18 protein-coding genes, 6 tRNA genes, 2 rRNA genes and 1 other annotated feature are annotated in these 26,038 nt (G+C 42.2%); of the genes, 20 read left to right on the top strand and 6 right to left on the bottom strand.

Features of this window, described 5'->3' with window-relative positions:
• Nucleotides 1-609 (top strand) — a sequence feature (16S ribosomal RNA rRNA prediction is too short).
• Nucleotides 610-721: 112 nt separating this feature from the next.
• From SKA34_RS14380 to SKA34_RS14410, 7 genes are all read left to right on the top strand, one after another.
• Nucleotides 722-797 (top strand) — tRNA-Glu (locus SKA34_RS14380).
• 2 nt (nucleotides 798-799) lie between these two features.
• Nucleotides 800-875 (top strand) — tRNA-Lys (locus tag SKA34_RS14385).
• A 68-nt stretch (nucleotides 876-943) separates the two neighbouring features.
• A tRNA-Val gene (locus SKA34_RS14390) sits at nucleotides 944-1,019 on the top strand.
• A 24-nt stretch (nucleotides 1,020-1,043) separates the two neighbouring features.
• Nucleotides 1,044-1,119: transfer RNA gene (locus SKA34_RS14395), tRNA-Ala, on the top strand.
• A gap of 275 nt (nucleotides 1,120-1,394) precedes the next feature.
• Nucleotides 1,395-4,286 (top strand): 23S ribosomal RNA (locus SKA34_RS14400).
• 116 nt (nucleotides 4,287-4,402) lie between these two features.
• Nucleotides 4,403-4,518 (top strand): 5S ribosomal RNA (gene rrf, locus SKA34_RS14405).
• Nucleotides 4,519-4,583: 65 nt separating this feature from the next.
• Nucleotides 4,584-4,660 (top strand) — tRNA-Asp (locus tag SKA34_RS14410).
• A 327-nt stretch (nucleotides 4,661-4,987) separates the two neighbouring features.
• Here the strand turns inward: SKA34_RS14410 and SKA34_RS14415 are convergent.
• Entirely contained in the window at nucleotides 4,988-6,340 is a 1,353-nt protein-coding gene (locus SKA34_RS14415) for an MATE family efflux transporter (protein ID WP_006646256.1), read from the bottom strand.
• 193 nt (nucleotides 6,341-6,533) lie between these two features.
• On the opposite strand from SKA34_RS14415, the gene SKA34_RS14420 reads away from it, so the two are divergent.
• From SKA34_RS14420 to SKA34_RS14475, 12 genes are all read left to right on the top strand, one after another.
• Nucleotides 6,534-8,324: an IucA/IucC family siderophore biosynthesis protein gene (locus tag SKA34_RS14420; protein WP_006646257.1), complete on the top strand. Its 1,791-nt coding sequence runs from the start codon at nucleotides 6,534-6,536 to the stop codon at nucleotides 8,322-8,324.
• Entirely contained in the window at nucleotides 8,311-10,041 is a 1,731-nt protein-coding gene (locus tag SKA34_RS14425) for an IucA/IucC family siderophore biosynthesis protein (protein ID WP_006646258.1), read from the top strand. The genes SKA34_RS14420 and SKA34_RS14425 overlap by 14 nt, the downstream gene beginning before the upstream one ends.
• A 10-nt stretch (nucleotides 10,042-10,051) precedes the next feature.
• Complete coding sequence (locus tag SKA34_RS14430; RefSeq protein WP_006646259.1) at nucleotides 10,052-11,308, top strand: AMP-binding protein; 1,257 nt, start codon at nucleotides 10,052-10,054, stop codon at nucleotides 11,306-11,308.
• A gap of 9 nt (nucleotides 11,309-11,317) precedes the next feature.
• The gene (locus tag SKA34_RS14435; RefSeq protein ID WP_006646260.1) at nucleotides 11,318-12,592 is read left to right on the top strand and encodes a DUF6005 family protein; all 1,275 of its coding nucleotides are present in this window, start codon (nucleotides 11,318-11,320) and stop codon (nucleotides 12,590-12,592) included.
• Nucleotide 12,593: 1 nt separating this feature from the next.
• A complete protein-coding gene (locus SKA34_RS14440) occupies nucleotides 12,594-13,433 on the top strand; it encodes a sugar phosphate isomerase/epimerase (protein WP_006646261.1) in 840 nt (279 codons plus the stop codon).
• Nucleotides 13,434-13,564: 131 nt separating this feature from the next.
• Nucleotides 13,565-14,272 (top strand): response regulator transcription factor, encoded by a 708-nt coding sequence (locus SKA34_RS14445; RefSeq protein WP_039860688.1) that lies wholly within the window; start codon nucleotides 13,565-13,567, stop codon nucleotides 14,270-14,272.
• A gap of 147 nt (nucleotides 14,273-14,419) precedes the next feature.
• Nucleotides 14,420-16,384, top strand: coding sequence for a TonB-dependent receptor domain-containing protein (locus tag SKA34_RS14450; RefSeq protein WP_006646263.1), 1,965 nt, complete (start codon nucleotides 14,420-14,422; stop codon nucleotides 16,382-16,384).
• A gap of 75 nt (nucleotides 16,385-16,459) precedes the next feature.
• Nucleotides 16,460-17,602, top strand: a complete 1,143-nt coding sequence (locus SKA34_RS14455; RefSeq protein ID WP_232284282.1) for an ABC transporter substrate-binding protein — start codon at nucleotides 16,460-16,462, stop codon at nucleotides 17,600-17,602.
• A gap of 90 nt (nucleotides 17,603-17,692) precedes the next feature.
• A complete protein-coding gene (locus tag SKA34_RS14460) occupies nucleotides 17,693-18,769 on the top strand; it encodes an iron ABC transporter permease (protein WP_006646265.1) in 1,077 nt (358 codons plus the stop codon).
• A complete protein-coding gene (locus SKA34_RS14465; RefSeq protein WP_006646266.1) occupies nucleotides 18,769-19,545 on the top strand; it encodes an ABC transporter ATP-binding protein in 777 nt (258 codons plus the stop codon). Before SKA34_RS14460 ends, SKA34_RS14465 begins: the two co-directional genes overlap by 1 nt.
• A 267-nt stretch (nucleotides 19,546-19,812) precedes the next feature.
• Nucleotides 19,813-20,793: a sugar-binding transcriptional regulator gene (locus tag SKA34_RS14470; RefSeq protein ID WP_006646267.1), complete on the top strand. Its 981-nt coding sequence runs from the start codon at nucleotides 19,813-19,815 to the stop codon at nucleotides 20,791-20,793.
• A gap of 106 nt (nucleotides 20,794-20,899) precedes the next feature.
• Nucleotides 20,900-20,994, top strand: a tRNA-Sec gene (locus SKA34_RS14475).
• A 49-nt stretch (nucleotides 20,995-21,043) separates the two neighbouring features.
• On the opposite strand, the gene SKA34_RS23685 is transcribed toward SKA34_RS14475, so the two are convergent.
• Genes SKA34_RS23685 through selA form a run of 3 tightly spaced genes read right to left on the bottom strand, consistent with a single transcriptional unit; the run spans nucleotide 21,044 to nucleotide 23,134 of the window.
• Nucleotides 21,044-21,331 carry a hypothetical protein gene (locus SKA34_RS23685; RefSeq protein ID WP_006646268.1) on the bottom strand — a complete coding sequence of 96 codons (288 nt, stop codon included), beginning with the start codon at nucleotides 21,329-21,331 and terminating at the stop codon, nucleotides 21,044-21,046.
• A 28-nt stretch (nucleotides 21,332-21,359) separates the two neighbouring features.
• Nucleotides 21,360-21,647, bottom strand: a complete 288-nt coding sequence (locus tag SKA34_RS23690) for a GTP-binding protein (RefSeq protein WP_006646269.1) — start codon at nucleotides 21,645-21,647, stop codon at nucleotides 21,360-21,362.
• A 23-nt stretch (nucleotides 21,648-21,670) separates the two neighbouring features.
• Complete coding sequence (selA, locus tag SKA34_RS14490; protein WP_006646270.1) at nucleotides 21,671-23,134, bottom strand: L-seryl-tRNA(Sec) selenium transferase; 1,464 nt, start codon at nucleotides 23,132-23,134, stop codon at nucleotides 21,671-21,673.
• Nucleotides 23,135-23,402: 268 nt separating this feature from the next.
• On the opposite strand from selA, the gene mepA reads away from it, so the two are divergent.
• Nucleotides 23,403-24,233, top strand: a complete 831-nt coding sequence (mepA, locus tag SKA34_RS14495) for a penicillin-insensitive murein endopeptidase (protein WP_006646271.1) — start codon at nucleotides 23,403-23,405, stop codon at nucleotides 24,231-24,233.
• Between the two features lie 83 nt (nucleotides 24,234-24,316).
• Here mepA and SKA34_RS14500 read toward each other — a convergent pair whose 3' ends face one another.
• Complete coding sequence (locus SKA34_RS14500; RefSeq protein WP_006646272.1) at nucleotides 24,317-24,571, bottom strand: YfhL family 4Fe-4S dicluster ferredoxin; 255 nt, start codon at nucleotides 24,569-24,571, stop codon at nucleotides 24,317-24,319.
• A 5-nt stretch (nucleotides 24,572-24,576) separates the two neighbouring features.
• On the bottom strand, nucleotides 24,577-25,965 hold the full coding sequence (yegQ, locus tag SKA34_RS14505) for a tRNA 5-hydroxyuridine modification protein YegQ (protein ID WP_006646273.1): 1,389 nt from the start codon (nucleotides 25,963-25,965) through the stop codon (nucleotides 24,577-24,579).
• Nucleotides 25,966-26,038 lie beyond the last annotated feature (73 nt).

Below are 26,038 nucleotides of genomic sequence, written 5' to 3' on the forward strand. Positions count from 1 at the left end.
TGACGGGGGCCCGCACAAGCGGTGGAGCATGTGGTTTAATTCGATGCAACGCGAAGAACTTACCTACTCTTGACATCCAGAGAACTTTCCAGAGATGGATTGGTGCCTTCGGGAACTCTGAGACAGGTGCTGCATGGCTGTCGTCAGCTCGTGTTGTGAAATGTTGGGTTAAGTCCCGCAACGAGCGCAACCCTTATCCTTGTTTGCCAGCACATAATGGTGGGAACTCCAGGGAGACTGCCGGTGATAAACCGGAGGAAGGTGGGGACGACGTCAAGTCATCATGGCCCTTACGAGTAGGGCTACACACGTGCTACAATGGCGTATACAGAGGGCTGCCAACTAGCGATAGTGAGCGAATCCCAGAAAGTACGTCGTAGTCCGGATTGGAGTCTGCAACTCGACTCCATGAAGTCGGAATCGCTAGTAATCGTGAATCAGAATGTCACGGTGAATACGTTCCCGGGCCTTGTACACACCGCCCGTCACACCATGGGAGTGGGCTGCACCAGAAGTAGATAGCTTAACCTTCGGGAGGGCGTTTACCACGGTGTGGTTCATGACTGGGGTGAAGTCGTAACAAGGTAGCCCTAGGGGAACCTGGGGCTGGATCACCTCCTTACCTAAAGACTTGCTGTTTAATGCAGTGTCCACACAGATTGCTTGGTTAAAATGTAAGAGAGCCACTTAATGTTGCCCAACAACATTAAGTATGAACATTGTCCCGTTCGTCTAGAGGCCTAGGACACCGCCCTTTCACGGCGGTAACAGGGGTTCGACTCCCCTACGGGACGCCAATGGGTCGTTAGCTCAGTTGGTAGAGCAGTTGACTTTTAATCAATTGGTCGCAGGTTCGAATCCTGCACGACCCACCATTTCCTTTCCACGAAGGAAAGCTAGTTTGAGTTTACTTTTTAAAGTGAAAACAAATAGCAACTATCGTGGGCGATTAGCTCAGTTGGGAGAGCACCTCCCTTACAAGGAGGGGGTCACTGGTTCGAGCCCGGTATCGCCCACCACTTCTTTCTCAAGAAGTAAAATATGGGGCTATAGCTCAGCTGGGAGAGCGCTTCGCTGGCAGCGAAGAGGTCAGCGGTTCGATCCCGCTTAGCTCCACCACTTTCTAAAGACATTCTTTGAGTGTGATTAGAAAGTGGATCTTTAAATAGAAACACAATGCTCTTTAACAATCTGGAAAGCTGACTAGTAAATTCAATCGATAGATTGATTTTAAAAAATGTTTTTATCTTTAGATAAAAACGAGTTCTCAAACAATACACATTCAAGTGTCTTGTATCGAGTCCGGCGAAAAACCAACGTTTAATACTTTTTTGATCGAAGTGTTGAACACAAACCTTGGTTGTTTGAACATACGAAACCTCTTGGGGTTGTATGGTTAAGTGACTAAGCGTACACGGTGGATGCCTTGGCAGTCAGAGGCGATGAAGGACGTATTAACTTGCGATAAGCCCAGAGAAGGTAGTAAAAACCGGTGACTCTGGGATTTCCGAATGGGGAAACCCACGTGCATAAGCACGTATCGTGTTGTGAATACATAGCAGCACGAGGCGAACCGGGGGAACTGAAACATCTAAGTACCCCGAGGAAGAGAAATCAACCGAGATTCCGGTAGTAGCGGCGAGCGAAACCGGATTAGCCCTTAAGCTAGTTCTGCGTTAGGTGAAAGTTCTGGAAAGTTCTGCGATACAGGGTGATAGCCCCGTAACCGACAACGCATTATCAGTGAAAACGAGTAGGACGGGACACGTGATATCCTGTTTGAATATGGGGGGACCATCCTCCAAGGCTAAATACTCCTGACTGACCGATAGTGAACCAGTACCGTGAGGGAAAGGCGAAAAGAACCCCTGTGAGGGGAGTGAAATAGAACCTGAAACCGTGTACGTACAAGCAGTAGGAGCCTACTTGTTAGGTGACTGCGTACCTTTTGTATAATGGGTCAGCGACTTAATTTTAGTAGCAAGGTTAACCGTTTAGGGGAGCCGTAGGGAAACCGAGTCTTAACTGGGCGTCATAGTTGCTAGGATTAGACCCGAAACCGAGTGATCTAGCCATGGGCAGGTTGAAGGTGAGGTAACACTTACTGGAGGACCGAACCGACTAATGTTGAAAAATTAGCGGATGACTTGTGGCTAGGGGTGAAAGGCCAATCAAACTCGGAGATAGCTGGTTCTCCCCGAAAGCTATTTAGGTAGCGCCTCGGACGAATACTACTGGGGGTAGAGCACTGTTAAGGCTAGGGGGTCATCCCGACTTACCAACCCTTTGCAAACTCCGAATACCAGTAAGTACTATCCGGGAGACACACGGCGGGTGCTAACGTCCGTCGTGAAGAGGGAAACAACCCAGACCGCCAGCTAAGGTCCCAAAGTTATAGCTAAGTGGGAAACGATGTGGGAAGGCTCAGACAGCCAGGATGTTGGCTTAGAAGCAGCCATCATTTAAAGAAAGCGTAATAGCTCACTGGTCGAGTCGGCCTGCGCGGAAGATTTAACGGGGCTAAGCTATACACCGAAGCTGCGGCAATGAAGTTTTACTTCATTGGGTAGGGGAGCGTTCTGTAAGCCGTTGAAGGTGAATCGTAAGGTTTGCTGGAGGTATCAGAAGTGCGAATGCTGACATGAGTAACGATAAAGGGAGTGAAAAACTCCCTCGCCGGAAGATCAAGGGTTCCTGTCCAACGTTAATCGGGGCAGGGTAAGTCGACCCCTAAGGCGAGGCCGAAAGGCGTAGTCGATGGGAAACGGGTTAATATTCCCGTACTTCTTATAATTGCGATGGAGGGACGGAGAAGGCTAGGTGAGCCTGGCGACGGTTGTCCAGGTCCAAGTATGTAGGCTGATGGTTTAGGCAAATCCGGACCATCTTAAGGCTGAGATACGATGTCGAGACACTACGGTGTTGAAGTCATTGATGCCATGCTTCCGGGAAAAGCTTCTAAGCTTCAGATTATAAGAAATCGTACCCCAAACCGACACAGGTGATCAGGTAGAGAATACCAAGGCGCTTGAGAGAACTCGGGTGAAGGAACTAGGCAAAATGGTACCGTAACTTCGGGAGAAGGTACGCTCCTAGCGGTGATGAGACTTGCTCTCTAAGCTGCCGGGAGTCGCAGATACCAGGTGGCTGCAACTGTTTATTAAAAACACAGCACTGTGCAAAATCGAAAGATGACGTATACGGTGTGACGCCTGCCCGGTGCCGGAAGGTTAATTGATGGGGTTAGACTTCGGTCGAAGCTCTTGATCGAAGCCCCGGTAAACGGCGGCCGTAACTATAACGGTCCTAAGGTAGCGAAATTCCTTGTCGGGTAAGTTCCGACCTGCACGAATGGCGTAATGATGGCCACGCTGTCTCCACCCGAGACTCAGTGAAATTGAAATCGCAGTGAAGATGCTGCGTCCCCGCGGCTAGACGGAAAGACCCCGTGAACCTTTACTATAGCTTGGCACTGAACATTGACCCTACATGTGTAGGATAGGTGGGAGACGTTGAAGCAACCGCGCCAGTGGTTGTGGAGTCAATCTTGAAATACCACCCTTGTATGCTTGATGTTCTAACGTTGGCCCCTTATCGGGGTTACGGACAGTGCCTGGTGGGTAGTTTGACTGGGGCGGTCTCCTCCCAAAGAGTAACGGAGGAGCACGAAGGTGGGCTAATCACGGTCGGACATCGTGAGGTTAGTGCAATGGCATAAGCCCGCTTGACTGCGAGAATGACAATTCGAGCAGGTGCGAAAGCAGGTCATAGTGATCCGGTGGTTCTGAATGGAAGGGCCATCGCTCAACGGATAAAAGGTACTCCGGGGATAACAGGCTGATACCGCCCAAGAGTTCATATCGACGGCGGTGTTTGGCACCTCGATGTCGGCTCATCACATCCTGGGGCTGAAGTCGGTCCCAAGGGTATGGCTGTTCGCCATTTAAAGTGGTACGCGAGCTGGGTTTAGAACGTCGTGAGACAGTTCGGTCCCTATCTGCCGTGGGCGTTGGATGATTGAGAGGGGCTGCTCCTAGTACGAGAGGACCGGAGTGGACGAACCGCTGGTGTTCGGGTTGTGTCGCCAGACGCATTGCCCGGTAGCTAAGTTCGGAATCGATAACCGCTGAAAGCATCTAAGCGGGAAGCGAGCCTCAAGATGAGTCATCCCTAGACCTTTAAGGTCTCTAAAGGGTTGTTGAAGACTACAACGTTGATAGGTCAGGTGTGTAAGTGCTGCGAGGCATTGAGCTAACTGATACTAATTGCCCGTGAGGCTTAACCATACAACACCCAAGGGGTTTTATACGGACTCCAAGTACACTTGAACGTGTAGAGAACAACTAGTTAGATTTTCCCAGATTGCTATTTATTGTCGATGATAATAAATAAACCGAATTTGCTTGGCGACCATAGCGTTATGGACCCACCTGATCCCATGCCGAACTCAGTAGTGAAACGTAATAGCGCCGATGGTAGTGTGGGGTCTCCCCATGTGAGAGTAGGACATCGCCAGGCTTTAAATTTAAGATATTCGTTTTGAGCTACGAGTATCGGATAAAACGAAAGTTTTATCTCCGTGTGGAGCGGTAGTTCAGTTGGTTAGAATACCGGCCTGTCACGCCGGGGGTCGCGGGTTCGAGTCCCGTCCGCTCCGCCACTTATATTAAGCCCTAGTCGAAAGACTAGGGCTTTTTTACATTTGGAATAAATGAGTTAAATGTATTTGAGTGAGTTGCTAGTTCAGTTGGTTAGCCTCTTTATTGGAGAGCTTAGCGACCTGTCACGCTGGGGGGCGCGGGTTCGAGTCCCGTCCGCTCCGCCACTTATTAAGAAGCCTCGCTAGAAATAGCGGGGCTTTTTTTCGTCTGTAGAAAATGGAAATGATAGTTAAGCTTTTTATTAAGACGCTTAGGCAACTCCCGTAATCTCGAGTACCAGTTTAAGATCTCAGTAGTTTTTCGTATGACCTGATGGCTGATAAGGTTCATATAGTTATCAGCTCAGGCTTTTGTTTTATGTTGTGTTGGAAACGAAGGTAAAGTGTTGAGGCAACAATAAAAGTGATTAGCTCTGCGATAGGTAAAGCAAAAAGAAATGAGATACTTGGGATAACATTTGCGAAGAGTAGAAGTAGTGATACAGGTAAAACTAACCCTCTTGATAAAGCGATAATCGATGATTGAAGAGGTCGGTGCATCGCTGTGAAATAACAAGATAGTAAGACATTTATTCCGCTAAAGATAAAACAGGGCCATATAACGCTTATGTAACTTAATGCTAATTGATAGGCGTCAGACTCTGTATTTTCAATGAAAAGCTTCGTTATTGAATCTGATACAGACAGCGCACTTACTATTAATAGTGTACTAATACTTATCACGGTAACGGTGGCTAAAAGCATGAATTGGTTGATGCGTGTGAAATTTCTTGCTCCATAATTTTGGCTTACCAGTATATGAAGAGCATCGATAATGCCGTAAAACAGCATCATGCTAATAAATAACATATAGTTTGCGACAGCGAAGCCTGAGATAGCGGTATTATCCTGCTCTTTCATCAATAGCCAATGAATAGTGAAAATAACAATACCGACAGAAATTTCATTGATATATTCTGAAATCCCATTAAGTAATCCTCTGAAGTAAGGCTTCAAGCTTGAATAACAGAGCTGAAATTTAATCAATCTTTGTTTCTTAGTGAAAAAAGTACAGAGGACTGATAGCTGTATGATCTGTGCTATACCTGTTGCCCAAGCGGCTGATTGAATTCCCCACTGAAAATAGCCAAGAAAAAGAACATCAAGCATGATATTAACGACAGAGCCCAAGACTAAAGCTGTTGTTGCTAGAGTTGGAAAGCCATCTGCGCGTACAAAATAATATAAAACCATCGTGGTTAGTTGAATAATGAGTACGACTGATATTACTTGGAAGTAAGCTTGAGTAAGGGGTGTTAATTGTTTATCAACACCAAGAAATAAAAATAAAGTCTCATTGAAAAATAAACTAATAATCGCCATCAAGGTAGCGAATAAAAAAATAGAGATTAACGATAAGGTAAAAATACCATTAGCCTCTTTATAGTTTCCTTCTCCGATAAATTTTCCTGCAGTTACTGTCCCACCAATAGCCACCATTAGACCCAATGCAAACATGAATGTGATGTAGGGAATAAGAATATTGATAGCAGCTAAAGCTTGAGGACCCAGATATTTACCTACAAAGATCCCGTCGACCAAACTTGCAGTAGTAATAGCAAGTAATGCAATGAGTGCAGGAAAAGCAAACAGGAAAAAAGTACTAATGATAGGGCCTTGAGTGACCTTGTTATACGTCATGATTTTTATGTTTTATGAATGAGCTTAATTATCCATTTTGAAGCGTTTCAATCATAAGTACGAGCATTGAAGTGCCATGCTTTGCTTCCGCATACATTTTTGTGTAACAAATGTAATCATTGTTGAAATGAGAATTAATATCATTAAAAATATTTAACTAATTTCTTATTTATCAATAAATAGTCGGTTCAACATGATGTTAACAGCAAAAAAAATAGCTGAAGTCGCTTCATTTCAGGCCCTCTTTAATTGTTACTTAAAAGAATGTAAGCAAGATTTATGGTATCGAACTGATGCGTGGATGGAAAAAAATAAATTATGTTGTTCACCATCGTGTCAGTGGATTATTGAAATAAGCTTGCCTAAAGAACATGTAGTTATTGCCGTTGAAGTGACTTATAAAACCATTGTTGGTCGCCATGCTTTTGGTGATATTTGGTCAAAAAACAATGATGAAAATTGGTATACCATCTCTGAAAAAGAAGCTGCAATTACGCTTTTAGATTCTTTTTTTGAGCACAAGACAATGTCACTAAAAAAACAGGAACTATTGATTCGCCTGTTAGAAAGTATGTCGCTCATGGAGTATTTTTTGGCGGAATATATGACAAAAAATGCACCGCCTTCTCGTTGTTTTATTGATGTTGAACAGAGTTTAGTTTTTGGACATTGGCAACATCCGACGCCTAAAAGTCGTCAAGGGATGCTTGATTTTCATCATCAATATTATGCGCCTGAATTAAAAGGGGAGTTTGCACTTCATTACTTTAATGTTGCCCGCTCTTTGATTTGCCAGCGCTCTGCATTATCAATTTCAGCTGAAGAGATCATCGCTTCTTCTCTAGAAACCTCAGACTTACAAATCTCAGATGAGTTTATAGTCTTGCCTATGCATCCGCTACAAGCGCAAAAATTATTACATGATCCCGCCATTCTGGATTTAATGACTCAGGGGCTAATTATTGATAGCGGACAGCATGGTTGTAAGTTCACAGCAACGTCCTCTGTGAGATCGCTATATAGTGCGCATTTATCTTGGATGTATAAGTTTTCGATACCTGTGAAAATTACGAATTCTCTTAGGGTAAATAAACGTCATGAACTTGATGCTGGCGTAGTTATGGCTGGACTATATCGTAAGACGGGATTTAGTGGTGATTATCCTAGCTTTAATGTTGTGACAGACCCTGCATACGTCACCGTATTATTACCAGAGCAAGAAGAAAGTGGTTTTGAAACTATTATTCGAGAAAATCCATTTCAGGCGGGTCAAGATCAGGATGTTCTTACTATTGCAGCATTGACACAAGATCCGCTACCAAATCAATCATCGTTATTAGCCTCCATTATTGTTGAATTGGCTACGAAAGAGCATTGCTCTGAATCTCATGTAGCGATGCGATGGTTTGCCCGTTATTGGGATTGTGCGATAGATCCTATGATCCGTTTGTATGATGAGCATGGCATTGCTTTAGAAGCACACCAACAAAATAGCGTTATTCAATTAGAGAGTGGTTATCCATCGAATTATTATTTCCGAGATAACCAAGGTTTCTATTTATCAAAAAGCTACCGCAGTTATTTAGAAAGTATGGAGCCTGAATCTAGCCGTGTTCATGACTTGTATTTTGATGATGAAATGATCTGTGAGCGATTCACTTATTATTTAATGATCAACCATCTATTTTCGATTATTGGTCGACTAGGCGCTGATCATATTATTGATGAAGCTTTATTACTAAATTTTGTTAAGCAACGGCTCACCGCATTACATAAATCATTATTGGGTGGCGGTAAATTATTTGTCGAGCAATTACTAACAAATAAGCAATGGGCAATGAAAGCGAATTTACTGACACGTGTCCACGATGTCGATGAATTAATGGTTGAGAACGAACAGGCGATATATTGCTACATCGATAATCCATTTATAACAGCTGATACCACAAGTCAGATAAAGGAGGTATCAGATGCCATTGCCTAATTGTCTTACGCTAGAACCTGAACAGAGAATCATTAAGCAACTTTTTGAAGCCATCATGTTTGAACAATTGGTTGAAATTGATGCTTGCTCTGAGAATGGTCACAACACGTTTACTTGGATCATGGCGGAAAAGCATTATCACGTTCGTGGTCACATTGGCGATTTTGGGCGTTATCGTTTAGATATTTCAACCTTAACTATTGATGGTCAACCTCAGCTTATCTCACAATCTTGGGAAGATATTGTTCGAGACTTGCCCGCCCTTGAGCAAGTTAAGTTATCTATTATCGAAGAGTTTAAACAAACCTCCAATTTTTGTCGCTGGAATCAAGACCATATTCCAGCTCGTGTTTCACGTCGGCAGGCAAGCTTTATTGAGTTGGAAACACAACTTGATGAAGGACATCCTTATCACCCATCTTTTAAAGCGCGAACAGGGTTTAACTTTCTTGATCATCAATGTTATGGACCTGAAGCTGGGGAATCATTTTGTTTGCACTGGATCGCGATAAAAAGAACACATTTTCGTTCACATTTACCTGATGAGCATGATCGTTTTTGGTCTAGTGAATTAGATCAAGAACACTGGCAAACACTTAGCTTTATTTTATCTCAGCAGCAAGGAAACTGGCAGGAGTATGCTTTATTGCCTGTTCATCCTTGGCAGTGGCGTCAATTACACAAAGAAGATTTTCCATCTTTACTTGATCAGAAAGTTATTATCGATTTGGGAGAGTTAGGGGACCAATATGTTGCTTCGCAATCGGTCAGAACTTTACTTAATGTGAGTAATACGGCAAAAGCCAATATCAAATTGCCATTGAATATGGTGAACACCTCTTCTAAGCGAACCTTAGCAGGTTATTCCGTTTGTTTGGCACCAGAGATATCAACATGGCTTGAAAACATTGTTAGTCAAGACCCTGAGTTGTCAGGATTAGACATATTAGCCGAATACGCTGGCGGGATTTATGTACCGTTTGGGAAAACAGTGGAGTGTGATCCTTTAAGTGACCAATTGGCGGTTATTTTTAGAGAAAGCTTAGAAAACAAATTATCGCCTGAGCAAACGGGGGTACCATTTAATGCGTTGATGATGGTCGAGCAAGATGGTAAACCATTTATTGATCATTGGATTGATAAATATGGCTTAGTGCCGTGGCTCTCGCAACTTATTGAGGTGGCAGTGATCCCAATTTGGCACTTATTGGTCAAGTATGGGGTGGGGACGGAGCCGCACGGACAAAACATGGTATTGGTTCACCGCCATGGTTGGCCTGAAAAGATTATTATTCGTGATTTTCATGAAAGTGTTGAATATCACTCAGAGTTCCTTAGTACTGAGTTTCCGGCACCTGATTTAGAATTATTAGAACCAACCTTAGCCAAGGCACCTCTAGATATATTTTATGCCATGAGTTCGGTAGAGCTTCTGCGTGAATTAGTAATGGATACCTTGTTCATTTATAACCTCGCAGAGGTTTCTCACCTAATTGAATGCCATTACGGTGGAACGGAAAGCCAGTTCTGGCAACTGGTTGAAAATAAGCTCGAACAGTACAGCGCTACGCATCCAGCGCTCGCTGATCGGATAGCTCAACTCGATTATCAATCTACTTCAATTGCAACAGAATCATTATTAGCTAGAAAATTTCAGGCTAAGAAACAAGAGTGTCACCATATCGTGGCGAATGCGCTTTCGTGCGCTTTTAAATAATAGGGATATTATGATTTACGTTAACGATGATTATATCGATAGTGCTTTTTTCTCACAGTGTTTCCAAATATTTTCAGCGCACCCTCAGTTAAAAGATTGTGCAGGAAAACGCGTTGCCGTGTGCCTACAAAATCCTGCTCAGCTGCTGGCGCTTTGTTTATATTTAAAAAGAAATGGTGGGTCATTTTATCCTATTTTAGCAACGACTCCGCGTTTAGCCGCAAAGCGTTTAGCAGACAAAGCAAACTGTCATATCGTTATCTTTGATATTGAGCTGACGGGACTGACTCTAAAAAGAGAAGACAAAGATCAACAAGCAGTGTTAGTACAAACTAGCTCTGGGACAACAGGTGAGCCGAAAGTGATCACTCGCTCTTGGTTGTCTATTGATGAAGAAATTGAGAGTTATGTGACAACCTTTACTGCACCTCAGTTCATGACCCCTTTAATTGCTTGTCCAATTACCCACTCTTATGGATTAATTTGTGGCGTACTTGTCGCGCTCAAGCGTGATTTAGTGCCTGTGATCATTACCAACATTAATCCTAAATACCTATTGAGAAAATGCTTAGATAATAGTGAGCACTTACTGTATTCGTCGCCAAGTTTACTGCATTCCCTTGTACAACTATATCCCAAACAAGAACAGCTAAATGCTGTAATGACGTCAGGAACGGTACTACCGCAAGCTTGGTTTGAAGCGATAAAGGTACGAAGTCAGTATTTATTCCAGCAATACGGCTGTTCTGAAGCGGGTTGTATTGCCGTCTGCGAAAGTCCTGACTATGCCAATCAAATGGGTTTTCCACTTCCACATCTAAGGGTATCAGCAGGGAGTGATGTAACGTCCCCACAAGAGATCGTCGTATCTAAAAATAAGCGTGATATTAAAACTCAAGATCTTGGTTTTTTTGATGTGCAAGGGCAGCTATGTTTCGTTTCCCGTAGCGATGACATGATCAATGTTTCTGGGTTGAATGTGTATCCACAAGATGTGGAAAACGTTGTGATGGAATTGGCTGAAATTACAGATGCGGTGGTATTTAAGCGTGCTGATGAGTTATCTGGTGAGCGTGTGTGTTTGCAGTTTGTGGCAGATACAATGATTGAACCAAGCCGTATTCGTCAATGGTGTGGAACGCGTTTAGCGAATCACCAGTTACCTGTAGATATAGAGCAGCGCGAGATTATCGAAAAAGCGTCAAACGGAAAGATAAATCGAAAAGCGTTATCACAAAGTAGTGTTTCAATTGCAGCGATTGGTTAAGGAAGAAAAATGCAGCGCGAAGAGATGATCCAAGCTATTAAAAAAGTGCTTGAAGAAAATATGCAAAATAGCCATATGGCGCTTTTTAGTCCATCAGCCAAATTGAATGAAGAGTTGTATTTAGATTCAGTGTTGATACTTCAGCTTATTTTACATTTAGAGCTCGATTTAGGATTGACCGTACCAGAGCAACATATTACAGCTGCAGATTATGCGACAGTTGCGAGCCTAGCCGACTTCCTCTGCCAAGTTAACAACGAGTCAGAGCTCGCACAGAAAGAGCCTGAGGTTGAATTTGAAGATGTAAAAGTACATTGCTTTGTTAGTTGTGTATGTGAAGCGTTAAAGAGCAAAGGCATTGATCATCGACCATTTTATTTTGCGGTATGGGATGCGACGTTTGATGTCAGTGAGCACTACCAACTGCAATACCATAGTGACGATATTAATCACCAATTATTTATTGATTGGTACCAACGTTTGTTTGGTGGCGAGCTTATCGCTTGGTATGAAAGTGAGAAAACCAAGCACGCGAATTTAGCAAGCATGAGAGCGTTACTTAATAATAAATCGAACCAAGATCACTTGATGGTGATGCTCGATCTTTATCACCTTCCTGAGCGTGAAAATAAATTTAATCAGAACCCATTTCCCCATTACGTTATGTTGACGGAAACAAGCACGCCAGAGCATTGGTTGATGTGGGATCCTGACTTTCGTTGGCAAGGTGAAATTTCACAAGATCGTATTGAAAATGCTATCTCTCAGCCGACTGTTGAGGGGGGGTATATTTTTAATGAAAACGCTCTGCACGATGCGCCGTTAAATGTGGTGCAAGATTATTTCAAGCTTTGCTTTATTGAAGATAAAAACCCGCTGACAAATGCCGTTCGTGAAATTATCCAAGCTCACATTGATGAAAAACAGGAGATTAGTTTATCAGATCTCCCACTTGCTTTACGTGAATTAAAAGTTATCGCGGTGCGTAAATATGCCTATGAACATGGCTTTGCTTATTTTGGTAGAGCGTTAGGTCAAAGTGATGATGATTTTGAATATTGGTGTGATGTTATTGAAGAATTAATTCAAACCTATACCAGTATTCAATATCAAGTAATGAAAATGGCAGAGACTAAAGATCTTAACTTATATATAGGTATTCAATACCTGTTGGATAAGCAAGACAGAACAGAAAAGCGTATTAAAAAAGGGTTATTTGATATGTATTCCGATTGGTGTGAATTAAACGACTTACCGTGTGATTCTGTTATGGAGGTTTGTTGATATGCAATTATCTATTTGTACTATTTCGTTTCGTCATCAATTAATGTCATTAGAACATTTAGCGCAATGGGCAAGATGCCATGACTTTCAAGGTATCGAGCTTTGGGGAGTACATGCCATAAGCCTGGAGTCACAACCTCAATACGATGCTCAATGGTTAAAGGAAATGGGACTCTCGATTTCGATGCTAAGTGATTACTTACCCTTAGTGGGGGACCCAATAGTCTCTCAACAAAAGTGTGCGCATATTTTTAAGTTAGCGAATTATTGGAACACAAATAAAGTACGTACTTTTGCGGGGCATCAAGCCAGCGATAAGGTTAATAAAAATGACCGAGAAAAACTAGTTACAAGACTACGGCATATTTGTGAATACGCGCATCAACAAGGGGTAAATGTACTTGTTGAAACCCATCCCAATACTTTAGCGGATACGACAGAATCAATTCTGCAGCTTTTAGATGAGGTTTATCATCCAGCTTTAAAAATTAATTTTGACAGCTTACATGTTTGGGAATCTGGTGCTGATATTAATTATTTCCATAATCAAATTAGTGATTTTGTCGATCATTACCACTTAAAAAATATCGCTTCCCGAGAATATTTAAATGTGTTTTCACCTGATAACGTTTATTCGCCAGCAGGTAGTCGTGAAGGAATGACACCTTTATTTGAAGGGGCATTAGATTATCAACATTTTATTGATGGATTATCTCGAAATAAAAATGCAACAGCATCACTTGAGTGGTTTGGTAATAATGTAAAGCAAACCTTAATAAATGATAAAAAAGCATTAGATAGATTTAGTACGAATATAAAACAGGCTGAATTGCTGTTTTAGTTTTAATTTGTATTTAACTTATTTCGATAAATAGTCATTGATTATAAAAAAACGCTCGTATACTATCAGATGTATAAGTGATAGTGATAACCATTATCAATAAAATGACAGGTGTTTGGCTAGGGATTGGCATGAATATAGATAAGGTCCATCATTCAAGAACAATCTTAATTGTGGAACCTGATCATAATTATGGTCAGCAGTTAATTGAACTGTTTTGGCGTGAAGGTTTTGTGATCAAACGTTGTCAATCTGCACTTGAAGCTGAAAACTTTTATAAAAATGCGATAGTAGATCTTATGTTGGTCTCTAATCAATTACCTGAAATGAAGGGGCTTACGTTTTTAAAACAGTGTCGACAAGTTTCTCATATTCCTTTTGTCTTATTAGCGGATAACTATAGCGATACAGAATGCGTAAACAGTTTCTTCCATGGTGTAGATGATTATATTTCTCGTAAACAGCCGATTAAGGAAGTCTTGTGTCGTGTTATTGCGATTTTAAGGCGTATTCAGCACCGGCAATTACCGTCAAATAAAACCAAGTTATTAATTGTTGATGATTTGAAAATGGATAAGCAAAGCTTAGCAGTCAGTTATAAAGAAACCACATTATCAATGACACCAATTCAATTTAATTTACTTTGGACATTAGCTTTTCAACAGAATCAAGTACTGAGTAAAGACTATTTATACCGACAAGTATTGTCACGTGAGTTTAGTTTATATGACCGCAGTTTAGATATGCACTTAAGCCGAGTTCGGCGAAAATTAGTATCGGCAGGTATGCCTGTTGAGCGACTGAAAACGTCTCATGGCGTTGGTTACAGTTTTAGTTAATAGAGAAAAAGCTCTTATCGAAAGGTAAGGGCTTTTTCCATATTTATTAAGTGGTTGTGCAGTTGTAACAATTGTAAAAAGTATTTACATCTTAGTGGTTAGAAGCAAAATAATGATAATTATTATCATTAAGAAGTGGAAATTAAGATGTTGAAAGGATGCAAATTCAAGCTGCTACCGACAACGGTTGCTGTTTCAAGTGCGTTGTTTACACAAATTGCGGTTGCCGACTCAGAAGGTGAACATGAAAAAATGGTTGTAATGGGGAACCCATTACAATCGACAGAAGTGTTTATTGATTCTGAGCAGCTTGAACGACAACAAGCCAACGATATCAATGATATTTTCCGCACAGATTCCGAAGTCAGCATCGGTGGTGGTACTGGCGTTGCTCAAAAGATTTATGTTCGTGGTTTAGAAGATAGCCAGCTAAACGTGACTATTGATGGTGCCGTTCAATCAGGCAATATTTTCCACCACCAAGGTCGTTTATCAATAGAACCAGAATTACTTAAACAAGTTGAAGTTGCGGCGGGTGCAGGACGTGCGACAGATGGTGCGGGTGCACTGGGGGGGGCAATTAGTTTTAAAACCAAAGATGCAGAAGACATGCTGCAAGGTAGCGAACGTTTTGGTGGCTTAGTGAAGGCGGGCTACTATGATAATACCGAAGGGTATAAAACTAGCGTTAGCGGCTATGGCTACCTTACTGACAATGTAAGCGTTGTCGCTACTATGGTGTATAGCGATTTAGGCAACTACACAGATGGCGATGGTAACGAGCAGCCGTTTACCGAAGCACAAAACAAAGTTGGCTTTATTAAACTAGTTGGTGATATCACTGACGCGCAAAAAATCACTTTAAGTTATGATCATCGCGGTGATGAAGCGTATCGTAACTTCCGACCTCACTGGGCGGAAAGTAGAAAGAACTTCCCACTTGACCAAGAGATGAACCGAGATACTTTCACGTTGAACTACGGTGTAAATCCTGCTGATAACCCATACCTTGAGCTTGATGTTACCGCATATAACACTGAAACTGAGCTAAAACACAAGAGTCGTCCAGACGCACCTCGTGAAACAAATAATATCGCGAAAACACACAGCTATGGCGGTGATATTCGTAATACGAGTAGCTTTAACTCGTTTGCAATCACTTATGGTGTTGATTACCGTAAAGATACAACAGATGGTACGTTTTTAGCTTATAGCCCAGATACTTATGAGTTCAAAGGCACTGTCGCTGGCGTGTATGTACAGAGTGATTTCCGTATTGTTGAGCCGCTACTTTTAAGTGTTGGTGGTCGTTACGATACATATGAATTAGAAGATTCTTACGGTACAGAAGTCGATCATTCAGGCTTTAGCCCTAATGTTAGCCTAAACTACAGCGTTATACCGGGCTTGAATGTTTATGCAGGTTACGCAGAAGCTTTCCGTGGCGCACAGATCCCTGATTCATTTATGACTGATATTGAGTTAGATCCAAACCGTAAAGCAGAGCGAGCACATAATACTGAGGTGGGTGCGAGCTGGGTAAACGGTGGTCTTAATTTATCTGCAACGGCGTACATTAATAAAATTGACGGTGTGGTCGGTAAAAGTGCGAAAAACCAAGGCGACTTAGAAACCAAAGGTTTCACTGCGCGTGCTGGCTACACCTTCAATGATTTAAGTATGTCATTAAGCTTCAACCACTCTCGCTCAGATCTTGATGGGCAACGTTTAATTGATGAGAACTTTGGTATCGGTACCTCTACGGGTGATACATGGGTTGCGGATATTAATTACTATGTACTTGATAACTTGTTAATTGGTTATACAGGTCGTTATGTTGATCGTCTTGATGATGCGGTAGAAGTGGTTGAAATCTATAAAGGTAAAGAGGAAATCACTAACTACAGTGAAAAGCCTGGTTATGCGGTGCATGATATTTACAGCCAGTGGCAACCATTATCGGGCGAAGAGTTAACGCTCTCGCTGGCAATTAAAAATCTCTTTGATAAAGATTATCGTGATCATGCTAGCTACGGTGATGTAAACGCTATTGCGAGTGCACCACGCGAGCCGGGTCGTGATATCCGCTTTAATGTTGCGTATGCCTTTTAAATAAATGAACAAGGAGAGACATCTGTCTCTCCTTTTGTCGTTTAAGGCTAGGTGAATGTGATCAAAGGGAAAGTTATGCCGCAATTTCTATCAATAAAAAATCGTCTTATTGCACTCCTCAGTGTTTGCTTGGTGTTATTTAGTACTCACAGTGTAGCGAAAAGCATCACTGTAACGGATTTAGCAGGGCGAGAAGTCGTAATATCTCAACCAGTGGAAAGATTACTGTTAAGTGAAAGTCGCTATATTCCCGCGTTAGCGATTTTAGAAGGCGATCAAGTTTTATCTCGCATTGTCGGTATGATGGGAGACATGAAATTAGTGGATCCTGATTCTTACCAACAATATCAAACTGCGTTTCCTGACATCGATAATATTCCTCTGTTTGGTAAAGGCGCAACAGAGAGTTTTAGTTTAGAAACCGCATTAGCGCTTAAAGCGGATGTGGCTTTTTTAGGTGTAGAAGGTCATGGGCCTAATGCGCGAAATAGCGAAATTATTGAAATTTTAGAGCGTGCGGGTGTAGCGGTCGTTTTTATCGATTTTCGCAAAGATCCGGTGAAAAATACCTTACGCAGCCTAGAAGTTATGGGCAAAGTACTTGGTCGAGAAGCGCAAGCGAAAAGCTATATTCAATTTTATAACCAAGAATTAGATAAGGTGAAGCAAGGTCTTGCCATGATTAAACCTGAAGATGTCCCGACAGTTTTTCTTCATAGCCGTGTAGGTGTTAACGGTGAATGTTGTGAGACCATGGCACGGGGGATGGTTGCTCAAATGCTTGACTTTATTGGGGTGAAGAATATGGCACAGCCATTACTTCCGGGATCTGTGGGCGTATTAAATCAAGAGTATTTATTAACGCATCAGCCTGATATTTATATTGGTACCGCTGTTGGTTCAACCCAAACTCAAAAAGAAGCACCGCAATATATCGTTCTTGGTACCAGTATTAGTGCCAAAGTGGCGCACCAGTCTTTGGCTGCCATTACTCAACGACCGCCACTTAATCAATTAACCGCAGTGAAAAATAAACGGGCTTATTCTATCTGGCACCATTTTTATAATACGCCACTCAATATTGTTGCTATTCAGACGTTTGCTAAATGGGCCTACCCAAAAACGTTTGCTGAGCTTTCACCACAAAAAACATTAGAAACACTATATCGTGATTACCAGCCAGTACCTCTTAATGGTACCTACTGGATGGCGTTATAAATTAAATATCAGTGTTGTTTTAATTAATTCAATGAGCCGGATGACGTCACTGTTATCCGGTTTTTGGCTTTGTAAGGTAAAGGAAATATCATGAAATCAGCCACATTAAGTGTTGATGAAAACCATCAAACAACCAGTTTATCACAGCGTTATCGGCGCTTTGTGATTAAACGAATTCTCTTGTTAAGTATGATGGCGGTAGCACTTGTCATTGCATGGGTTATTGATACTGCAACCGGCCCGTCTCAAATTGGCTTAAACCATATTTTTTCCGCGCTCTTTCAGCCTGAAGTACTCGATCCCGTCCAGCAAGTTATTATTTTTGATGTCAGGATCCCTTACGCTTTAATGGCCATTGTTGTTGGTGCTGCATTAGGGTTAGCGGGGGCTGAAATGCAAACCTCTTTAAATAACCCGTTAGCGAGTCCGTTTACCTTAGGCATTGGTGCGGCTGCAACATTAGGTGCGGCGGTTGCTATCTTATTTGATTGGTCATGGTTGCCGTTTCGCTTTGACTACATTTTGCCTTTGTTTGCTTTTGCTTTTGCGCTTTTAGCATCACTTTTGGTGGTGGTGTTATCACGAAGCCAAGGCGCATCGGTCAATACCGTTATCCTGTTTGGTATTTCACTCTTTTTTGCCCTTAACGCCTTAGTCAGTTTATTAATGTTTGTCGCAGACAGTAATGCTTTACAACAGATAGTGTTTTGGACCATGGGCAGTTTGGTGCGAGCAAATAGCGAAAAAGTGTTGATTGTCGCGCTTGTCTTTGCGGTCTGTTTCCCGCTTTCTATGCGTCAAGCATGGGCGATGACTGCTATTCGCTCGGGAGAGGATCAAGCAAGAAGTATTGGTATTCGCGTAGAACGCATGCGCTTAATGGTACTGTTGAGAGTGAGCTTATTAACGGCTGTCGCTGTGGCTTTTGTCGGGGAAATTGGCTTTGTTGGGTTAGTCGGTCCTCATATAACAAGAATGTTATTAGGCGAAGATCATCGCTTTTTTCTTCCGGGTAGTGCCATTGCCGGTGCATTGCTGTTATCGCTGGCTTCCATCGCTAGTAAGAGTTTGATCCCTGGTGTGATTTTACCGATTGGAATCGTGACATCATTAATTGGTATCCCATTCTTTATGAGCCTTATTTTATCAAGTAAAGGGAAGTTGTAATGTCATTAAATATTAATAGCCTTACTACGGGGTATGGTCAGCAAAAGATTATTGAGCAACTTTCTGTTGAGCCGATCCAAAATGGTGAGTTGGTGGCGGTATTAGGCCCTAATGGGGTAGGTAAATCGACATTACTCAAAGCGATAGCGCGATTACAAAAATACCAAGGCGATGTGTCTCTTGATGGCAAAATATTAAGCCAGTTAGCCCTTAGCGAAAGTGCTAGAAGAATAGGTTATTTGCCACAAACACTTCCTCAAGCAACCAGTCTTGTCGCTTATGAAATTGTCTTTAGTGCTTGCCGCGCGGTAAAACCTGAACTGAGTAAAAGTTATATTGAGCAAATCATTGAAAAAACATTTTCCCAATTAGGAATAACCCATTTAGCACTTAAACAGCTTGCACAAATGTCGGGGGGGCAGCGACAGATGATTGGTTTAGCACAAGTGCTGATTCGAGAGCCTCGATTATTATTACTTGATGAGCCAACCAGCGCGTTAGATCTGCATTGGCAAATTAGTGTGCTTCAGGCTGTGAAACAAAATTTGGCGCAAACAGGCGGCATTGGTCTTGTCGCGATCCATGACATAAATTTAGCATTACGTTTTTGCGATAAAGTGTTGGTTCTCAGTCCTGATGGGTTGGTCGTGATGGGCAAAGGAGAGCAAGTATTAACAGCTGAGGTATTACGTAATGCCTATGGCGTCAAAGGGCGAGTAGAGCAGTGTTCGCAAGGTTATCCGATAGTGCTGGTGGATGAAGCGATGAGTGCGTAATTAATTGCGTGCAGCCTTTTTAGCTTTTGGTATATATAAGGTAAAAAGCTGTACGTAATATTAAGTTTATATATATCAGCTGGTTATGTTTAACATTAGAAGTTGGCCTATAGGTGGTAAAAAACGAGCTTACCTTTGCGCTGTTTTTATGAGTGAAAGGTGTACACGTATAAATGTGAGAGTTTAGTCAGTATTGCTTTGTTCTCCTCAGTGATAGAATAAACCGATAATATAAATAAATCGGTTATCCACACAAAGGGCACAAGAATGAGCATAAGCAATACTGACAGTAACCATGTAGACAGTGATTTACTTACCGAGATCGCTATTGCTTATTATCAGGATGGTGCAACTCAAGAAGAGATCTCTCAGCGCTTTGGTATGTCTCGCGCTAAAGTCGGTCGTTTACTGCGTCGTGCGCGTGATGAAGGGGTAGTGGAAATTACCGTTAAATATCACCCTGTTTTTAGTGAGAAATTAGAACAACAATTGATTGAACGCTTTAACTTAAAACGCGCATTGGTTGCACTCGATCAACCTGATGATGAAACCCAACGTCAGCAAGTGGCAAGTCTGGTTTCGAGCTATCTAACGATGACATTAACTGATGATATGGTGGTTGCGGTTGGACAGGGGCGTAATATCGCGTCTATTGCTAATCATGTTGGTGTTGTGCCGCATCGTAAATGTCGTTTTGTTTCTGGTATTGGTGGTACGCACCGTTCAGGCAATGCAATTAATGCCGACCACATTTGTCGACAATTGGCGAAAAAATATGATGGTATTAGTGAAACCTTGTATGCTCCAGCTTATGTTGACGACATTATTGTGAAAGAAGCATTTATGAAAAATGGCACGGTAAAAGAAACGTTAGATCGTGCTCGTCGTGCTGATTTAGCGTTGGTTGGTGTGGGCGATATGAATGAAAATAGTCATATGGTGAAGTTAGGTTGGTTCACACCACAAGAAATTGTTGAAGCGCGAATTCGTAAAGGCGTGGTCGGTGATATTGCAGGTTATGATTTTTTTGATAGCCATGGAAAACAAGCCGATACCATGATGAGCGATCGTGTTATTGGTTTAACCATGGAAGAGCTACGACATATTCCTACAGTTGTGGTAACGGCAGCAGAAAATAGTAAAGCCCTAGCACTATTAGGTGCTCTGCGTTCTGGGGTCGTTGATGTATTAGCAACGAGTGTAAGTAATGCGCTAACTATTTTAAATTTAGATCAGCAAATGAAGTAGATTGATATTTAATCAGTTGATATTAAAAAACAGCTGCTATCCCTGAAATTGAGAGATAGCAGTTGATAATCATACCTTTAATGCATAAAATACGTCACACAAATGAGGAAGAACGGCGTATCCGGTGATGCGTCCGGATTTCAAATCCGGGTAGGGCTGCCAGCAGTCCTGGGTAGGTTCGACTCCTATGTTCTTCCGCCACTTCATTTTTTACTCTTTGAGTAACCCTTCATCACGCAGTTCGCGATAGTTAAATTTCCTTTTTGTAAAACCAATCCTGCGCACTTACGTGAAAAGCACTATCAATGGCAAGACGAAAGCCTAAATCATTTTGCTGCTGTTTTTCATTGTCAGCTAAAGCGATCAAGTGAGCTTTAAGCACGTCAACACCATCACCAGTAAATGCTGAGCAATGAAATATCTTTGGCTCGGTAAAACCTTGCTGAAATAAGAGTTGAGTGAGTTGTGCTTCTAATTGCTGCTGTTGCTCTAAGTTGGTGAGATCTGATTTGGTGATCACCACCGTTAGGCTATCCATGGCCAATAAACGCAAAATGGCTAAATGATCATAGCTTCATGCCTTTATCACCCGCGACAATCAGTATCGCATGATGGGCTGTACCGACACCGGCGAGCATGTTGCAAAGAAACTTCTCGTGACCCGGTACATCAATAAATCTGAGGGCTTCTCGTTGTTGCGTTTGCTCTGAGTGATAGGGCATAAATACATACCCCAAACCAATGATTAGCCCACGTTTTTGCTCTTCTGGTAAGCGATTAGCATTGGTGCCTGTTAGGGCTTGAAGTAAATGGGTTTTACCATGATCAACATGGCCAGCGGTGGCAATTATCATAAAGTCGCGTTATTAGTTCTTTGTTATTCGTGATTAGAAAGTGAAAGTTGAGCAAGCTGAGTCATAAAGTCTTGTTCATGGCTGATCCCACGTAAACATAGCCACAGTTTTTCATGGTGAATGCGACCGATAATTGGGATCTCCCCGCTTGCTAAAAGATCAGCAAGATCATTAAGCGTGTGGGATGTTTGATTATTGTTAACACTGAAACATAACGCGACAGATTCAAGCTGCTCGGTGGGTAGTGCGCCACTCCCTATTTGCCCCATTGAAGGCATCACCGTTACTGTAAAGTGCTGATTAACCAACTGTTGACAGTAAGGCATTAGACGTTCACCCAAATCTGCCAGCGTATTAAGGCTGCGAGTTAGCATAGACAGGGTGGGGAGCTCACAAGGTAAACGCTCAGGATGACGGTATAAATTCAATGTTGCTTCAAGGGCAGCTAAGGTCATCTTGTCACAGCGAAGTGCACGTTTAAGTGGGTGATGTTGCAGCTGATCAATAAGTTCAGATTTACCGGCAATGATCCCAGCTTGTGGTCCACCGAGTAATTTATCACCAGAAAAGCTCACTAAATCAATGCCATCTTGCAACATCTTTTGTGGCATCGGCTCGCTCGGTAGTCCGTATTGGGCTAAATCGATTAATGAACCACTGCCTAAATCGCTGATCACAGGTACTTGCATTGCACGTCCTAACGTACAGAGTTCAGCTTCAGATACAGCGCTAGTAAAGCCTTGGATCATGTAGTTACTGGTATGGACTTTCATCAGTAACGCGGTGTTTTCATTAATCGCTTGTTGATAGTCTTTTAAGTGAGTGCGATTCGTTGCACCGACTTCAACGAGCTGACATCCCGCTTGTCGCATGACATCTGGAATGCGAAATGAGCCACCAATTTCAACTAACTCACCACGCGATACAATGACTTCTTTTCCATTGGCAAGGCTGGCTAACATTAACAGTACCGCTGCGGCATTGTTATTCACTAAGCACGCATCTTCACAACCAATGAGCTGTTGCAGTTGTTCACTGATGGCTTGATCGCGGTGGCCTCGTTTACCTTTCTGGAGAGAATACTCTAAAGTCGATGGGAAACGCATGACTTCTGTCACCGCTTTTATTGCAGCTTCTGCTTGCAGAGAACGACCTAAATTGGTGTGTAAGATAGTACCAGTTAAGTTAAAAACGCGACGTTGTCCTTTATTACTCAGCGATTGTGTAGCTTGTTCTAATTGAGTCGAAAACAATTTAATACGTTGCTGTTTTTGTTGTGTTGGCGCTAGCCCATCACAGTTATCTAACGTTAACCATAGTGGCAATTGTTGCTGTTGTTTGATTTTATCACGGGCTTGATCGAGTAATTGACGAACAAGGGTTGTTATACATTCTTTCCCGTATTGATTAATTAAAGCTTGTTGTGATTGATGATTTAAAATTAGATCAACACTAGGTAGATTTGCGTAAAGGGCTTGGGCTGTCATATTGAACTCGGTATTACGGCATTGATAAGAAAGTTAAGTAGCAGAACCATGGTGGTATCTTCGCTCTGGTATGATTAAAGATTTACCATCAATATCGAAAGGTTGCAGGCGATAAGATCAAAGGTTTGGTTATTTTTTTAATAAAATCTTAAAGTTGCCATTAAATAAGCGATATCACTAATTAGTGATATAAAAACATGCTTTTATTGGAGACATGAAAATACATAAGCTATGATCTTTTTAATTTATCTTGATTAGGAATTAAGCAGTGCTAGGGAAATTTTTGACAGGATTGTTATTTGTAGCGTCAAGCACTAGTGTTCTCGCTACGCCATGGGAAAAAGTAAAAACACCAACACTGGGTGAATCAATGTCTATCGGTTCATATTCGAATGGCTGTTTGGCGGGAGCGGAAGCGTTGCCGTTAAAAGGAGATGGTTACCAAGTGATTCGTGCTGAACGTGGACGCTACTATGGAAATCATGAAACGATAACTTTTCTAAAAGAGTTAATGAAAACCTCACAGCAGTTGAAAATTGGTAATGTGCTGGTGGGAGATATTGCGATGCCTCGTGGTGGACGCTTTTCGTCAGGTCACGCGAGCCACCAAACAGGCTTGGATGCGGATATTTGGTTACGTATCCCAGAAAAACCGTTATCACAGAAAGAGCTAAAAACAGTTTCAGCTCTACCTATGGTTGATGTAAATAATTACAAAATCATCGAAAAGAACTGGAGCAGTAAACAAGCACATTTGATCCAGCTTGCGGCAAGTGATGATCGTGTAGCTCGTATATTCGTTCATCCAGTGATCAAAGAGCAGCTTTGTAAAACGGAATGGAAAGATCGTGATTGGTTACGTAAAGTCCGTCCTTGGTATGGCCATTACTACCATTTCCATGTCCGTTTAAATTGCCCTGAAGGAAGTGCCTACTGTGAGCCACAAACACCGCCACCACCAGGTGATGGCTGTGGTAAAGAGTTAGCCTCATGGGCACCAGACTTTAAAAAGCCTGAGTCAAACAAACAAGCGGTTAAACCCAAACCTAAACCGAAGCCAGTGTTACCTGCACAGTGTAAGGTTTTGATTAATAGTTAACTTTTCTAAATTGGTTATGTGTAGGTACAAAAAAAGCGCCGAAAGGCGCTTTTTTATTGTCTGATGGTTGGCTCGAGTAAGAACTAAGCAAGACCTTGCAAGGTAACAAACTTTTCTAGCAGTTCATTGTCAGATTCTACGTGATCAGGATCGGTAATAATGCAGTTGGTGATTGGACAAACCGACTGACAGGTTGGCTTATCGTAATGCCCTTTACATTCAGTACAGCGATCTGGGTTGATTTCATAGATGCTATCACCCATGGTGATCGCCTCGTTAGGGCATTCAGGATCACACATGTCGCAGTTAATGCATTTGCTTGTAATGAGCAGTGCCATAGTGCTTATTTACCGTCTTTAGGTGCGTGAGGGTTACGTGTATCTTCGCCATTACCCAAGTTACGCATTAACAGACCAAAATCAAGATCCATATCAGCAGGTACTGGGATAAATACGAAGTGACCATTACCTTTCGCGTCATCAATCACTTCAGACTTACGGTTTTCCATGGTTTCAAGGTTGAAGATAACGTTGCCTTTTGGTGTCATTACTTCAAGGCTATCGCCAACAATGAATTTGTTCTTCACTTCAATTTCAGCAAGATCGCCACGGCGTTTACCTGTGAACTCACCAACAAATTGTTGAGAATCAGAAATTGAGTAACCGTAGTCATAATTTTGGTACGTGTCGTGGGTGTGACGACGTAGGAAACCTTCAGTGTAGCCTCGGTGCGCTAAGCTTTCTAATGTGCCTAGTAGTGAGTCATCAAATGGCTTACCCGCAACCGCATCATCAATCGCTTTACGGTAAACTTGCGCAGTACGTGCACAGTAGTAGAACGACTTAGTACGGCCTTCAATCTTCAGTGAGTGAACACCCATTTTAGTTAGGCGCTCAACGTGTTGAACAGCACGAAGATCTTTTGAGTTCATGATGTAAGTACCATGCTCATCTTCAAACGCTGCCATTTTTTCTTCTGGACGGTGAGATTCACTTAGCAGCACAACATCATCAATTGGCTTACCTAGACCTAATGTATTATCAGGGCGCTCTTCAACATCTTGTGTTTGCACTGCATCTTGAATTTCAACGATTTGACCTGCATCGTTCTCAACTGCTTTTTCAGCTTTGTATTCCCAACGACAGGCGTTAGTGCAAGTGCCTTGGTTTGGATCGCGCTTGTTGATGTAACCAGAAAGAAGGCAACGACCAGAGTAAGCCATACAAAGTGCACCGTGCACGAAGATTTCTAATTCAGTGTCAGGGCAGTGCTCACGAATTTCTTCGATTTCTTCTAGTGATAACTCACGAGATAGGATCACACGCTCAACACCTTGGCTAGCCCAGAATTTCACTGTTGCCCAGTTAACCGCATTAGCTTGAACTGACAGGTGAATAACAACCTCAGGGAATGCTTCGCGAACCATCATGATAAGACCCGGATCTGACATGATTAGTGCGTCAGGGCCCATTTCTACGATTGGTTTAAGATCGCGAATGAAGGTTTTTAGCTTTGAGTTATGTGGTTGAATATTACATACCACATACAGCTTTTTACCTTGAGCATGCGCTTCATCAATACCAATCTTTAGATTTTCGTGATTGAACTCGTTGTTACGAACACGAAGGCTGTAGCGAGGTTGACCTGCATAAACGGCATCAGCGCCGTAGGCAAATGCGTAACGCATGTTTTTAAGGCTGCCTGCAGGTGAAAGTAATTCTGGTTTAAACATGGCTCTATATTCTCTTATTCTGATTCCAGATCAGTTCATATCACCTAGTGATACAAAGTTAAGGCAGGATTTT

Origin of the sequence: Photobacterium sp. SKA34 (genome assembly GCF_000153325.1) — a bacterium.
Lineage (GTDB): Bacteria > Pseudomonadota > Gammaproteobacteria > Enterobacterales > Vibrionaceae > Photobacterium.

Bases quoted from the DNA above. Each gene is read 5' to 3' on its own strand.
- SKA34_RS14415 (WP_006646256.1), bottom strand. From the start codon at position 6,340: ATGACGTATAACAAGGTCACTCAAGGCCCTATCATTAGTACTTTTTTC.
- SKA34_RS14420 (WP_006646257.1), top strand. From the start codon at position 6,534: ATGATGTTAACAGCAAAAAAAATAGCTGAAGTCGCTTCATTTCAGGCC.
- SKA34_RS14425 (WP_006646258.1), top strand. From the start codon at position 8,311: ATGCCATTGCCTAATTGTCTTACGCTAGAACCTGAACAGAGAATCATT.
- SKA34_RS14430 (WP_006646259.1), top strand. From the start codon at position 10,052: ATGATTTACGTTAACGATGATTATATCGATAGTGCTTTTTTCTCACAG.
- SKA34_RS14435 (WP_006646260.1), top strand. From the start codon at position 11,318: ATGCAGCGCGAAGAGATGATCCAAGCTATTAAAAAAGTGCTTGAAGAA.
- SKA34_RS14440 (WP_006646261.1), top strand. From the start codon at position 12,594: ATGCAATTATCTATTTGTACTATTTCGTTTCGTCATCAATTAATGTCA.
- SKA34_RS14445 (WP_039860688.1), top strand. From the start codon at position 13,565: ATGAATATAGATAAGGTCCATCATTCAAGAACAATCTTAATTGTGGAA.
- SKA34_RS14450 (WP_006646263.1), top strand. From the start codon at position 14,420: ATGTTGAAAGGATGCAAATTCAAGCTGCTACCGACAACGGTTGCTGTT.
- SKA34_RS14455 (WP_232284282.1), top strand. From the start codon at position 16,460: ATGCCGCAATTTCTATCAATAAAAAATCGTCTTATTGCACTCCTCAGT.
- SKA34_RS14460 (WP_006646265.1), top strand. From the start codon at position 17,693: ATGAAATCAGCCACATTAAGTGTTGATGAAAACCATCAAACAACCAGT.
- SKA34_RS14465 (WP_006646266.1), top strand. From the start codon at position 18,769: ATGTCATTAAATATTAATAGCCTTACTACGGGGTATGGTCAGCAAAAG.
- SKA34_RS14470 (WP_006646267.1), top strand. From the start codon at position 19,813: ATGAGCATAAGCAATACTGACAGTAACCATGTAGACAGTGATTTACTT.
- SKA34_RS23685 (WP_006646268.1), bottom strand. From the start codon at position 21,331: ATGGATAGCCTAACGGTGGTGATCACCAAATCAGATCTCACCAACTTA.
- SKA34_RS23690 (WP_006646269.1), bottom strand. From the start codon at position 21,647: ATGATAATTGCCACCGCTGGCCATGTTGATCATGGTAAAACCCATTTA.
- selA (WP_006646270.1), bottom strand. From the start codon at position 23,134: ATGACAGCCCAAGCCCTTTACGCAAATCTACCTAGTGTTGATCTAATT.
- SKA34_RS14500 (WP_006646272.1), bottom strand. From the start codon at position 24,571: ATGGCACTGCTCATTACAAGCAAATGCATTAACTGCGACATGTGTGAT.
- yegQ (WP_006646273.1), bottom strand. From the start codon at position 25,965: ATGTTTAAACCAGAATTACTTTCACCTGCAGGCAGCCTTAAAAACATG.